Genomic DNA, 13,653 nt, shown 5'->3' with positions numbered 1-13,653 from the left:
TACCTATTCAATTATTCACCTTTTTACTTTTTCGCTCTTTGACTATGTACGAATCGCGCGAACACCTGCAAACGCTGACGGAAATCCGCAGCCTGATGGAACGTTCTTCCAAGTTCCTGTCCCTAAGTGGTTTATCAGGCGTATCGGCGGGGGTAATTGCGCTTGCTGGAGCCGCTATTGTTGCCATGCGCCTGCAAACGGGCTTGTTCACTCGAATTAGCTCCAATCCGGAAGAAATCTATACCCAGACAAACCATCATGATCAGCGGCAGTTTTTAATCAGTGTCGCAGTCGGCGTACTTGTAGCTGCCCTTTTGGCGGGTACATATTTCACCGTTCGCAAAGCCCGACGACAAGGCCTGAGCGTTTGGAACCAATCGTCGCAGCGATTACTTTGGGCCATGGCTGTACCACTGGCAACCGGTGGGGCATTTTGCTTAGCGTTACTCTATTACAACCTGATCTGGCTGGCGTTTCCGGCAACGCTTATTTTTTACGGATTAGCCTTGTATAACGGTAGCAAATACACGTTTCGCGATGTCGAATCATTGGCCTACTGTGAGATTGTATTGGGCTTGCTATCTCTGATTTGGCCGGGTTATAATCTGTTGACGTGGTCAATTGGATTTGGTGTCCTGCACATTGTATATGGCCTGGCCATGTACTATAAATATGAACGTACTACTGCATGAAGAACGACCTGTTAGCTCAGTTTAACAAAGCCTTTGAAAGCAAAGCGCGACTAAGCATCATGTCGGTTCTGATGGTTAATGACTCCCTGAGTTTCAATGCGCTAAAAGAATTGCTTGGCCTTACCGACGGTAATCTGGCTACCCACCTTCGTGCGCTGGAAGAAGCAAGCTATGTAGCTGTACAGAAGCAATTTGTCGGCCGAAAACCCAATACCACTTACTCGGCAACACAGGCTGGTCAACAGGCATTTGCAGATCATCTAAATGCCTTAGAAGCTTTTATTAAGAACATGTAAACCAGTCAATGATTAGTATCAGTCAGTAAAACGCGACCTAACGAGCGCGTTTGGAAACCCTTATTTGTCTATTTTTTTTACTATTTAACTTTGTAAAACAAAGTACTTTTTATGGAAATAGAAACCAAAGAAACCCAACTCCAAGCTGGCTCGGAACGGCCAGTCGCTCAGCCAGATGACATCGAATACAATCTGTCCGTTTCTCCCAGATCGCGCTTTCTGGAGCCATTTCGCGATTCGACATTCGGGCTTGGCTTGTTAATGCTCCTGATTTCAGGTGGGGTGTTTTTAGTGTATGACTTTTTTAACCAACAAAAGGAAAGCACGACGAACAATGTATTCTTCATGCTTCATTACGGCCTGGCCTTATCCTTTTCGTTGGCTTTATGCTTACGCGGAATTCTCCATTTTCATTGGCAGCAATATGCCGATGGCCGTCCGGCCCGGTGGTTGGGTTTGCTGCTATGGCTCATTAGTGCTTACGCGCTAAATCGTGAAATATCCGTTTTTCAGCAATCGACGGAGTGGTTGTGCTGGGCACTGGTAATGGTTAGTACAGCTATGGCGCTATACGGCTGGAAAGAGTCGTTACCGATTCGGGTGCAGCAGTTGCTTTACATAATGCTGGCGTTTGGGTGGTGGCTATTTGTCTATATGGCAATCTATGTCATTCCGTTATACCTCATCAGCGTACCAATGCTGATTGGATTGGGACTATCCATTCATACATTCGTACCGATACTTTTCGCGATTACGCTCGGAAAACGACTCTGGCAGGATGGCAAACGCGAAGAACACTTACGGCTTGGTATTGGTATTGGGCTATTTGTACCGCTCCTGGCGATTGGCTTGTTTTTGAGTGGCTGGATTCGCGACCTTAACCATATGGAGCAAACTCATATGGAAGCCACAGTCCGCAAAACAAGCGATCTCCCTGACTGGGTGCTTATTGCTCAACAACTTAAACCAGACTGGATTACGAATCGATTGCTGCTCAGCAATCGGGTATATGATCAGGGGCAATTTTTCGGTGGTAATGGTTGGGGATTTAGCGGGCTAACTGCTTTCGATGACGTTCGAGAGCATGATCCTCTGGTCGTCATTGCCTCGCAATTGTTTCCAGCAGATGTATTGAACAGTACGGATCAACTAGCCTTATCAAAAATACTTTCGGGCAATCGACATGGCACCGAAGAGAAATTCTGGACCGGGCGTCACCTCACGATACAGGATGTTGTATCACAAGTGCGTATCTGGCCGCAGTTCCGGGTAAGTTACACCGAACAAACCCTCCGTATTCGGAATCAAGCCCGCAATCGTACCGAAGAAGCACTGGTGACCTTCCATTTGCCACCGGGTTCAGTCGTTTCGTCTATGTCACTTTGGGTAAATGGGCGCGAAGAACCGGCCCGCCTGACAACCGTTGCGAAAGCCGATTCAGCTTATCGACAAGTTGTAAACGTAGAATCGCGGGGCTTCGCCCGAGACCCATCTGTTGTATACTGGCAGGAAGGTAATCGGGTAACCGTGCGGGTATTTCCCTGCCGGGCGGGCGAAGATCGACGTGTAAAACTGGGAATCACATCGCCTTTGAAGGTTATTGCCAATCAACTAGCTTACCAGGTCCCCTATATTGAAGGGCCGGATGCGCGTTCAGCGAATGAGTTTATTCATATCGATTTTGATTCGACGCCAACTAGTCTGAAAACGCCCTGGTTATTGGAAGAATTAAACGGCAATATCCTCACGCACCGAGGCAGTTACAATCCAGACTGGAGCCTTCTCTTTGCCGCACCTCCGCTATCGTCTGATGCTTTTATACTGAAAAATCATGCCTATAAAACAGAGTTACTAAACTCAGAAAGTGAGCCGTTTAGTCCGACTGATGTGTATCTGGATGTGAACAAATCGTGGAAGCAGAACGAATTCATAACTGCTTTTCAGATCGCGACAAAGCAGCCTAATTGCCGGGTATGGGTATTCGACGATGGGCTAAAACAGCTAACCGAAACAGATCTTGAAACAACCTTTGAACGACTTAGTAAGCAATCGTTTAGCTTATTTCCAGTCTATCGAATTGTAAACTCAGCAACAGCTCTACTCATCACGAAGGGCACAACGATGTCGCCCATCCTGAACGATTTGCGGGATAGCCAGTTTGCCGATAATCTGGGGCAGTTAGCGAAGCAACAGGTACCCATACGCACATTCTGTTACTTGTCGGACAACGACGAATATGAACTTTCCCCTTACCTGAAAACGCTGGCAGAACTCCGTGTGCTAAACGTAACCAATGGCTACACGAGCGACCTGACCGAACAGTTTAAAACACACCAGTTCCCGCACCAACCCGACGAGTCGGACCTGATAGCCTTACCTGAAGCAGGAATCGCCATTCGCGAAACGCCAAGTCAGCCAGCCCAGGCATCACTGGCTCCTGATCACCTGGCCCGGCTATTTACGTACAATCATCTCCTTCATCAGATTGGGCGACAGTATTTTGTCAAGAATTATCAGACCGATGCACTTATTCAGGAGGCTCAGCAAGCCCACGTTGTCTCGCCCTTATCGAGTTTGGTTGTTCTGGAAACCACTGCCGACTACGATCGCTTTGGCATTAAAAAAGACAGTTCTGGACTTGACAATGCTACGCTGAAACAAGAGGGCGCCGTACCCGAACCCCACGAATGGGCTTTATTGATTATGCTGGCGAGTCTGATTGGTTGGGTAGTTTGGCGAAAAAAGTATGCTATCCATTGATCTGACAACCTTACTTTCTATTCTGCTGCTGATCTATGCCTGGTGGCCGGGTAGTGCAGGCAGGAGCCGTTGGACGGGCCGTTTAGTGGCCTTATGTCTACTCTCTCCGGGCCTGCGCTACCTGTCGGCTTTGTTCTCGTTTCCGATTCGACTGAAACTCAGTGCCTGGGCGGGCGTTTTGCTGAGATTGGCAGGCATGAATGTACAGGTTGAAGGGAATGTGCTTATCAAAACCACACAGGAAACGGGGCCTATTGACATGGCTGTCGATCCTGCCTGCATGGGTCTGCAACTAACGGGCGTATCACTGTTACTTGGGTTGTTTGCCCTGATCTGGCAGGAGCGCGTCCAACAAAGAAAGGTGGCACTAGGCTGGATAGTAGCTTACGAGTCCTTTGTTTTTGGCCTGACCATTTTTTGCAATTTGCTTCGAATTGTCCTATTGGTTGCTTTTAGTGCAATGCCTGGCACCTGGATACATGAGGGAATCGGGCTAGTATGCGTTATGGTTTATACCTGGCTACCTACCTGGTGGCTGGCGCGCTTACTGGTACAACGAGTCAGTCAGATAGAGCCGGAATCCTTACCCACAGACTCATCGATGAGTATGTTGAAATCAGCAGGTTGGGGATTGGGATTATTGGTGATTGGCCTCAGCATCAGGGCTTTTGCATCGCTGCCAAGTCATAAACCAGTTGAGTTATTCACAAGCGCGAAATCGGCACCAGCAATTGGATCTGCTTACGCGTCAGGCTGCCAGCGAAAAATTCTTGCCAACGGATTTATTCAATTCTCAAAGCCTGGTTTATTGCTCTACCTAAAACCACAGCCCGACTGGTTCAGTGCCGATCACAGCCCAATGGCCTGCTGGCAAGGTAGCGGCTATGAACTCCTTCGCGTTCGGGAAACAACAGTCGATGGGCATCTAGCTTACGTTGGGGAGTTGCGTAAAAAAGGTCGAGTTCTATACACAGCCTGGTGGTTTAGCAACGGGGCTATAACGACCATCAGCCAACTAACCATGCGGGGAAAAATGCTATGGGGTGCGAAAGACTTTGTGTTGGTGAATGTAACAATGGATAAGCCATTTCGCGATTTAACTGCCGATCCTGAGTAATAAAGTCCTACAAGTAAGCCGTCAACTTAGGGCTTAGTGAATACTTTTGTACTGGCTTTTGTTTACTGCGTATAAACGCACAGTTATGTTTGTTGTTCACTTGCCTTCGTTACGCCCGGATGGAATGGCTTTGTTTCCATTCATTTTAGTCAAGCGGCCAAACCCCGGCCCGACCCTGCTTAATCACGAACGAATTCATTTACGACAACAGGCCGAATTGGGGATTTTACCTTTTTATATTTGGTATGGCCTGGAATACCTCATTCGCTGGTTTCACTACCGAGATCATTATAGTGCCTATCGAAATATCAGTTTCGAACGCGAAGCTTTTTCCAACGATCAAGATCTGGCCTATCTTAAAAATCGGCCCTTGTGGAGATTTTGGCGATATATAAAAGAGTGATTAATCGCTCTTCACGCCTTTATCACCCAACAGGCCTACCATCGTAACGACAGACGACAGTACAACTACGAGCGTAGGTATGCCTTCGCGAAAACCCACTAACCGCAGGTCTTCAGGAATATTCAGGTAGAGCAAAATAGTGATTAGGCCACGTGGAGCAATCCAGAGCAAGGGTATCAAAGGACCCTGGTACGTTAAGCGAAGGGTTACCCAACGCCATGAAAAAATTACCCCAACAAATAATACACTGACGATCAGGGCATCTACCTGAACTAAATCGTGAGGAATAGTCGCGTAGCCCAAGATCAGGTAGAAAAACGTACGAACAACAAAGGCACCTTCGGCAGCTAGATTTTTGAGCTGATCAAGTTCCTTTTCAAATAAATCGTTTTTCAAAATCTGGCTTAACCGACCGCGAATAAATAGATCGGTATTATTTAGAAAAAGGCCAAAGATCAAAATCAACAGCAACGACGACATATGGTTGATTTCGGCAAGTGCATACACCAAAAACAGCACCGAAATAATAGGCAGGAATTTTATGCGGTGATTGATACGACCAATCAGGTAAAGCAGTAAAAAACAGCACCCTAACGAAATGATAGCCATAGCCAGTGTATCGCGTGTGAACGACCAAATGGCTCCAAAAATTGAACCCCGGCTTAACAATAGAAAGTTATAAGCCATGATTCCCAATATACTGGCATAAGCCGATTCGTAAACGGCGAACTCTCGCTGCCCTCCCGATAGGTTCGATACAGCCTGAACGGTTACTGTACTACTAACAATAGAAAATGGTAAGGCCGCAATCAGGCAATGGTAAAATGAATCATTCAGAAGCAGATAAAGCATGCTGGCCATAATGAAGGTTCCGCCAATAATGGCCAGAAGCGAAGCCAGCAACGTCCGACGGATAATACTGAGCCGATCGGTATGGAGTTCCAGATCGAGTCCTCCTTCCAGCACAATCAAAATTAGACCTAACGTACCCAGCGTAGGCAGAATGGTATTGATGTAGGGAACCTGAACATTGAAGTACTCCGTTGCCTGTCTGGTCAGCATACCCAGAAGAAGCAGTAGCAAAACTGAAGGTGTTTTGAACCGGCTACTGAACAAGTCAAAGGCATATGAAATTAGTACCGACAAACTCAGGACTATAATCAGTATTGATGAATCCATCCGGTAAGATTGTCAAAATTAGTGGAGTGAGTGCAGGTAAATGCAGTGAGTGAAGTAAGTAGCTTAACTATAAAAGGCACATAACCCTACTTCACCCACTACACTTACCTGCACTCACTCCACTAATTAGCTATTTTCTGGCGTAGTAATATAGATTTATCGATGCGGCATTGGCGCGTTCGCTAATGGTAAAGAATCCTTTATTGTCTTTATCAAAACAAACGGCTTCTCCTTGGGGCTCTGCACGCACAACTAATTGGCGGCTAGTACCATATTGTAAGGCATCGGCAATGGATTGACCAGCATCACGCTTCCAATAATACAGCTGGGTGTAGGTTCGCACCAGAATCTCAGCACCATCGGGCGAGATAGATGCGCCTGTTACAAATGTCATCGGCAACTCGCCATACGACTTAGCCACAGTTACTTCATTTACATTTTGAGGATAGGACAGGCTATACAAATGGACTTTTTCTTCCCGTTTCGATATAATATAAATGTCCTTTGTAGCCGGATCGACAAACATAGCCTCGGCGTCACGGGGACCATCGGGATAGCGGAAATTGATGCGATCAACTTGTGGTATCGACGCTTGTAGCGAAGCAGGCTCGGCTAACCGGTAAATTTGACAAAGCGAATTCTGTGCGTTGTTATCCCCTATATCACCAATGTAGATGTAATTCGTGCCGTCTTTAGGACCCGGTCCCAGCGTCATTTCCTCCCAGTCACGATTGGTGCTGTTTGGAATGCTGATTTTACCTTTTATTTTTCCATCATAGCCTAGCAAAGCTAGTTCGGCTGGACTACCGCTATCCTGCTCCACCCAAAGATTACCTGGCTGGGTACGACTGTCGACCATACCCGATGCTTCGTCAATCTGACCGGGCGTTACTGGCGTGGACGTTGGGTCTGAAGAAAACTGAGCTTCGTATACACTGGGTACAGCGAGCTTGCACGAGGCTAATGCCAACCAAAAAATTAACAGAATGAAATGACGCATGTAAACTCCGGTTGATTCAACTGCCAAAGTAACGAACAGATAGGCAAAAGTGATAAGCATGGCCTAATAAAGCTATTTACGCGTATAGTTTCTACAATTTGGCTGGCAACAGTACGCTAAACGTAGCGCCCAGACCTGGATGCCCTTCGGCATGAACATATCCCTGATGATTGTCAACAACTTTCTGGACTATAGCCAGTCCGATACCCGTTCCCTGGTATTCGCTTCGATTATGTAGGCGTTGAAATACCTGAAAAATTCGTTCGGCCTGATGTGGGTCGAAACCAATACCATTATCTGTCACGGCAATACGATGAAACAACCGATCTGCATCGTTAGCCGGAATGTTTATTTCGCTTACATCGCGTCCGCACATGAGCCGGGCCGTAATAGTAATAACAGGCGCAGGTGCCGTTGGACCTGATTTTGAAAATTTCAGCGCATTGCTTATCAGGTTTTGAAATAGTTGCCGCAGTTGGGCAGAATCGCCCAATACTGTTGGTAGCGAATCAACAGTTACAAGTGCCTGTTTCTCGGTGATGATTGTTTCTATATCCGTCAACACATCGCTAACAACCTGGCTAAGTGATACTTGATTAAGCGTTTCACGGATAGTGGCGACACGAGAATAAGCCAGCACATCTTTTATGAGTACCTGCATACGGGCTGCCGCCGACTGCATTCGATTAATCATGTCTGCCCCTCCATCGTCAACGACAGATGCGTATTGCGATCGAATAATATCGCCAAAAGCCTGAATCTTCCGCAGTGGTTCCTGTAGATCGTGACTGGCTACATAGGCAAATTGCTCCAGGTTTTTATTCGACCGTTGTAAGTCAACAACTGAGTTTTCTAGTTTTTGCTGGAGTTGCTTCTGCACCGATACGTCGGTGAAGGTAACCACAAGGCCATCGCCAAGTTTTTTAGCGGACACATCGATCCAGAAATCCAGCCAGTCATAATCATAGCGCATTTCAACTCGGGTTGACTCACCCGTTTCCACCGTCTGGACATACAGATCGAACAGTCCTGACTTTACACCATCTGGAAAAACCGACAAAAGGCGCTTCCCAATCAACTCATCCGTAGTTTTAATAACCATTCGGCAGGACGCTTCATTGGCAGAAAGAAACGTAAAGTCAACAATCTGTCCTGTTTCATTTCGAACAGCCGACAACGACATAATACCATTGAGCGAACTATCCAGTATGCTATTGAGCAGACTCGTTTGTTGTCGATTGGCTTGTTCAGCGCGTTTCAGAGAAGAAATGTCGCGTGTAACGCAGAGAATTCCGTCGCCCAGCTTGGAGCGACTCATTAGAAACCAGGAATCCAAGTGTGAATTAAAGAAATCATACTCGTGTGGCTGATTGGTCTGCATCACAACACACATCACCTGAAAACTTTTCTCTGTTGATCGCCTAAGTTGTTCATTATCGCCCAGCAAAAGGGTTCCGACAGATGCCCGATACACACCCTGGACCATTTCCTGCGACTTCTGATTGGCATAATCTATTCTAAAGTTTACAATCTCATTGTCTTCGTTACGCACTGTCCGCATCCAGACAACTGCATCTGGCAAGGCATCAAGAAGCTGCGCAAATCCTACGTCGGTAGACTGTTCGATTAACATTGAAAGCACAAGTTGGTGGTAATACTGGAAGCAAGTTACAACAATCAATTTGTTTTATTTCCCACGAAATGAGTCGATTGAGCCCTATTTTCAAGCCTATAATAGGCAATGATCAATAATTTCTGTAAAAAACTGCCTGCGGTATAATCCAACTGGTAACCTGATCGAATGTCAAAATACGATGTAATCGCAAACTATACTGGTTAGTTTCTAAACTACTCATGCTTTATGTAGTGGGCACCCCACAAACATAACTCGCCCTATTTGTATGAAAAATCGGCTGACTTTTTTTGCGGCTCTGCTGCTGCTGGGCTTTTGTCTCAGTTTTACCCTTCGTCCATCTGCCGATGGCTGGGTTAGTATTTTCGACGGCAAGACGTTTAATGGCTGGAAAGTTACTGAAGATAGCCCCTCAACGTTTACCATTCAGGATGGTGCTATTGTCGTCAATGGACCACGGGCTCATTTGTTTTATGAAGGCCCGGTGAACAACCACAATTTCAAAAATTTCGAGTGGAAAGCGCAGGTTAAGACAATGCCTGGCTCTAACTCGGGCATGTTTATTCACACAGCCTATCAAACAACAGGCTGGCCATCTAAAGGCTATGAAATTCAGGTAAATCAATCGCATACCGACTGGCGGAAAACCGGTAGCGTTTATGGCGTTCAGGATGTAAAGGAGACTTTTGTAAAAGATGATGAGTGGTATACCGAACACATTATCGTACAAGGCAAAAAAGTGATGATCAAAATCAATGACAAACTCATCAACGACTACACCGAACCCGATAGCATTAGTACTGGCAAATCCACGAAGAAGCTCAGCACTGGTACAGTGGCACTACAAGGTCACGACCCTAAAAGCAAGGTGTATTACAAAGACATCATGATTAAGGTATTGCCAGATTAATTGCCCGGAGCAAGGTGCCCGGAGCGGAGTAGATCATTCCCCGCTCCGGGCACCTTGCTATTTAAACGGCTGAATACTATAGGTGCCTGCCTTCCCTCTGGACACTGACGGCTCGCAGAAAACTCGATTCATTCAGGAATAATAGGTGTATTGAATTAACGTACTCAATGAGCTGGTTAAGGCTGAAAACTATCTGGTCTCTTTTGCGTTTTAATAGCATACTAAATCGCTATCGTTATGAACCACATGACCACCCTGACCGAAGTGATGGAAGATCTCCGGACCAAAGGCTACACACACGAGTTTGGTCCTAAAAAAGACTATCTGGAAGAAAAGAGTACCGAAACGAAGCTGAAGAGTGAAGACTTCAATGTCGATAAGTTTTACCGGTTTGAAGGCACCTCAGATCCTGGCGATGAAATGACTCTATATGCTATTACCGCTTCCAATGGTATGAAAGGTGTTTTTGTATCGGCCCAGGGTACGTATGCCAATGAAGTATCACCCGAGTTGATGGCAAAATTTAACATTACCGACCGTGCACACGTTAATACAGAGGGTTCTGTTCAGCCAATTGGCCATCCAGAAGCAACTCACTAGTCATTTCTCTGATATTTGCAAGAAAACTACCCGAAAAATTTGACTTTTTTCGGGTTTTTTACTATCTTTGCGCCCTTTACAAAAAATGCACCGTTCTTTTTCGTGCTGATATCCTATGAAGTTATCCGAATTCAAATTTGATTTACCCGAAAGTCTTATAGCAAAATACCCAGTTGAGCGGGGCGAATCACGGCTGATGGTCGTTGACCGAAAAGCCAAAACTATTGAACACAAGCAATTTTCGGATATGCTGAGTTACTTCGGTGATGGCGATGTAATGGTGATCAATAACACTAAGGTTTTTCCGGCGCGGCTATATGGCAACAAAGAAAAAACGGGAGCCAAAATTGAAGTATTCCTTCTGCGCGAGCTAAACCGCGAAATGAAACTCTGGGACGTGTTAGTTGACCCGGCCCGTAAAATTCGTGTTGGTAACAAACTCTATTTTGGCGATAGCGATCTGGTTGCTGAAGTAATTGATAATACAACATCACGTGGACGGACAATTCGCTTTTTGTTTGACGGCAATCATGAAGAATTTATGAAAGCCGTTGACGAATTGGGCGAAACACCAATTCCTCGTGCCATGAACCGGGAGGCTGAAGAGGCCGACCGTGATGACTATCAGACTGTTTTTGCCCAACATGTTGGGGCCGTAGCGGCTCCTACCGCTGGTTTGCACTTCACCCGTGCTATGATGAAGCGGATGGAAATCAAAGGAATTCACTTTGCTCCTATCACACTGCACGTTGGTTTAGGTACCTTCCGTCAGGTAGATGTCGAAGATCTGACCAAGCACAAGACAGATTCCGAAAACTATAAGATCTCTGAAGATTCAGCTCAGATCGTTAATACTGCTTTGGATGCAGGTAAACGTGTGTGTGCAATCGGCACGACCTCTCTTAAAGCTATCGAGTCATCTGTGTCGGCAAACAGCCGTTTGAAACCCGTTGAAGGCTGGACTGATCGGTTTATTTTCCCTCCCTACGACTTTAAAATAGCAAACTCGCTTCTGACGAGCCTGCACTTACCAGAGTCGATCCTGATTATGATGACCAGCGCCTTTGGTGGTCACGAACTTATCAAGGAAGCTTATCAGGTGGCTATCAAAGAAAAATATCGCTTCTTTAGCTATGGCGATGCCATGTTAATTATTTAACCGGACGCCGTAGTCGTTAATAAGTGTTTAAGTGGTAAGTAGTAAGTAGTTTTGTCATATGTGTTAGCCCGCTTATGACTTACCACTTACCGCTTACCACTAATTTTTTTGCCATAATCGTAGCTGGTGGCAGTGGCAGTCGAATGAAATCCGACGTGCCCAAACAATTTCTTCTGCTCAATGGAAAACCCATTCTCCAGCATACCATTGAGCGTTTTCTGGAAGTAGTACCCGCTCCACAACTTATTTTGGTTCTCCCAACAAAAGACCAATCAATCTGGGAAACTCTCTGTGAGCGGCATAATTTTCACCCGAGTATCCAAATAGCCAATGGTGGATCGACTCGCTTCCAGTCGGTTCGTAATGGTCTGGCAATCATTGAAAAAAGTGATGGTTTAGTAGCTGTTCATGATGGTGTCCGTCCTTTTATTTCTCCAGAAATCATCCAGAATAGTTTCGATACAGCTGCTCGAACAGGATCGGCAGTGACCTGCGTACCGGTGAAAGATTCGGTACGGGTAGTGGGTGCCGATGGAGTTAGCAAAGCTGTTGATCGTAGTCAGTACCGCCTTGTTCAAACACCCCAAACGTTTCAGTTGACGGCATTTCGGCAAGCGTTTCAAACCGAAGAGCAAGCGTTTTTTACCGATTGCGCCAGTGTGATGGAATACGCCGGTTTCCCGATTACTCTGATTGAAGGGTCTTACGAAAATATTAAGATTACCACGCCGGAGGATCTCGTCTGAACCAGGATTTAGAACCGGGATTTTTGTGATTAGATTGATTTTTATGATTTCTTAGACCATACATGATTAATCTTGGCTATAATATTTTTCAAATCTTAAGAGAAAAGCAAAATCCTGAAAATCAATCTAATCACAAAAATCTCGGTTCAGAATGCGCCAACGATTCCCCGCCCATCATTATATCAACGGCATCCTGACCGGCGACCGGCTGGTGCTCAGTCAGGCCATCACCCTTGTGGAGAGTCGTCTGGTCGATGATCAGGCGTTAGCGCAGCAAGTACTGGAGGCTATTTTGCCCAAAACAGGGAACTCGATACGAATTGGGATTACGGGCGTGCCAGGCGTAGGAAAAAGTACGTTTATTGAAGCGTTTGGTTCTTATCTGACCAAGTTAGGGCATTGGTTGGCGGTGCTTACAGTTGATCCCACCAGTCAACGTTCGGGTGGCAGTCTGCTGGGTGACAAAACGCGTATGGAATCGCTTTCCATGAACCCAAGCGCCTACATCCGCCCCTCACCAGCAGGCGATTCGCTAGGTGGAGTAGCGCACCGAACCCGCGAGACAATCCTCTTGTGCGAAGCAGCCGGCTTCGATACCATTCTGGTTGAAACTGTAGGTGTAGGACAGTCTGAGACTGTTGTGCATGGCATGGTTGATTTCTTTCTGCTGCTCATGCTGGCAGGCGCTGGCGACGAATTGCAGGGGATGAAACGCGGTATTATGGAACTAGCCGATGCCTTGGTGATTACAAAAGCTGATGGTGACAATCGAGCAGCCGCCAATCGTGCTCGTGTTGACTATCAAAATGCTCTCCACTTATTTCCTCCAACCGGAACAGGCTGGTTTCCACCTGTATTAACCTGTTCAGCTCTACCAGATCATAGTGCTAGCCCATCTGGGATAACCAATGTATGGCAAATGATCGAGCAACACCAACAACTAACAACCCAGAACGGTGTTCGTAATCGCCGACGACAGGAACAACAATTAACCTGGTTCCGATCTCTATTGCGGCAGCGGCTCGAAGGACAATTTTATAACCAGCCAGGTATCAAACAGCAACTTGATCGACTTGAAAATCAGGTTCTGGCGGGTACTCTCCTCCCCGCCCCTGCCGTAGACATCGTGTTAAAACAATCGCTCGACAGCCATTAGAG

General features: G+C 46.3%; 13 protein-coding genes. 10 read left to right on the top strand and 3 right to left on the bottom strand.

The window, feature by feature from the left end; all coding sequences use genetic code 11:
* Positions 1-44 precede the first annotated feature (44 nt).
* The 5 genes from GO755_RS01970 to GO755_RS01950 all read left to right on the top strand — a co-directional run bounded on the left by GO755_RS01970 (position 45) and on the right by GO755_RS01950 (position 5,268).
* Complete coding sequence (locus GO755_RS01970) at positions 45-692, top strand: hypothetical protein (RefSeq protein ID WP_157582887.1); 648 nt, start codon at positions 45-47, stop codon at positions 690-692.
* Positions 689-988, top strand: a complete 300-nt coding sequence (locus tag GO755_RS01965) for a winged helix-turn-helix domain-containing protein (RefSeq protein ID WP_157582886.1) — start codon at positions 689-691, stop codon at positions 986-988. The genes GO755_RS01970 and GO755_RS01965 overlap by 4 nt, the downstream gene beginning before the upstream one ends.
* A gap of 111 nt (positions 989-1,099) precedes the next feature.
* Positions 1,100-3,748, top strand: a complete 2,649-nt coding sequence (locus GO755_RS01960) for an XrtN system VIT domain-containing protein (RefSeq protein ID WP_157582885.1) — start codon at positions 1,100-1,102, stop codon at positions 3,746-3,748.
* Positions 3,735-4,865: an exosortase N gene (xrtN, locus tag GO755_RS01955; protein WP_157582884.1), complete on the top strand. Its 1,131-nt coding sequence runs from the start codon at positions 3,735-3,737 to the stop codon at positions 4,863-4,865. Before GO755_RS01960 ends, xrtN begins: the two co-directional genes overlap by 14 nt.
* An 85-nt stretch (positions 4,866-4,950) precedes the next feature.
* Positions 4,951-5,268 carry a hypothetical protein gene (locus GO755_RS01950; protein ID WP_157582883.1) on the top strand — a complete coding sequence of 106 codons (318 nt, stop codon included), beginning with the start codon at positions 4,951-4,953 and terminating at the stop codon, positions 5,266-5,268.
* Here the strand turns inward: GO755_RS01950 and GO755_RS01945 are convergent, their stop codons facing one another.
* The 3 genes from GO755_RS01945 to GO755_RS01935 form a co-directional block, all read right to left on the bottom strand.
* Positions 5,269-6,447: a cation:proton antiporter gene (locus GO755_RS01945; protein WP_157582882.1), complete on the bottom strand. Its 1,179-nt coding sequence runs from the start codon at positions 6,445-6,447 to the stop codon at positions 5,269-5,271.
* Between the two features lie 130 nt (positions 6,448-6,577).
* Complete coding sequence (locus GO755_RS01940) at positions 6,578-7,447, bottom strand: PE-PGRS family protein (RefSeq protein WP_157582881.1); 870 nt, start codon at positions 7,445-7,447, stop codon at positions 6,578-6,580.
* Between the two features lie 91 nt (positions 7,448-7,538).
* Positions 7,539-9,080, bottom strand: coding sequence for a sensor histidine kinase (locus tag GO755_RS01935; RefSeq protein WP_157582880.1), 1,542 nt, complete (start codon positions 9,078-9,080; stop codon positions 7,539-7,541).
* 268 nt (positions 9,081-9,348) lie between these two features.
* On the opposite strand from GO755_RS01935, the gene GO755_RS01930 reads away from it, so the two are divergent.
* The 5 genes from GO755_RS01930 (at position 9,349) to meaB (ending at position 13,651) form a co-directional block, all read left to right on the top strand.
* Positions 9,349-9,990: a 3-keto-disaccharide hydrolase gene (locus tag GO755_RS01930; RefSeq protein WP_157582879.1), complete on the top strand. Its 642-nt coding sequence runs from the start codon at positions 9,349-9,351 to the stop codon at positions 9,988-9,990.
* Between the two features lie 237 nt (positions 9,991-10,227).
* Positions 10,228-10,590: a hypothetical protein gene (locus tag GO755_RS01925; protein WP_157582878.1), complete on the top strand. Its 363-nt coding sequence runs from the start codon at positions 10,228-10,230 to the stop codon at positions 10,588-10,590.
* Between the two features lie 115 nt (positions 10,591-10,705).
* The gene (gene queA / locus GO755_RS01920; protein ID WP_157582877.1) at positions 10,706-11,749 is read left to right on the top strand and encodes a tRNA preQ1(34) S-adenosylmethionine ribosyltransferase-isomerase QueA; all 1,044 of its coding nucleotides are present in this window, start codon (positions 10,706-10,708) and stop codon (positions 11,747-11,749) included.
* A 74-nt stretch (positions 11,750-11,823) separates the two neighbouring features.
* Positions 11,824-12,495: a 2-C-methyl-D-erythritol 4-phosphate cytidylyltransferase gene (locus GO755_RS01915; protein WP_157582876.1), complete on the top strand. Its 672-nt coding sequence runs from the start codon at positions 11,824-11,826 to the stop codon at positions 12,493-12,495.
* A gap of 151 nt (positions 12,496-12,646) precedes the next feature.
* Positions 12,647-13,651, top strand: coding sequence for a methylmalonyl Co-A mutase-associated GTPase MeaB (gene meaB, locus GO755_RS01910; protein ID WP_157582875.1), 1,005 nt, complete (start codon positions 12,647-12,649; stop codon positions 13,649-13,651).
* The last annotated feature ends 2 nt before the right edge of the window (positions 13,652-13,653 follow it).

It is taken from the genome of Spirosoma arboris (genome assembly GCF_009754945.1).
GTDB classification, from domain to species: Bacteria; Bacteroidota; Bacteroidia; order Cytophagales; family Spirosomataceae; genus Spirosoma; species Spirosoma arboris.
This window is presented reverse-complemented; position numbering and strand designations above follow the sequence as displayed.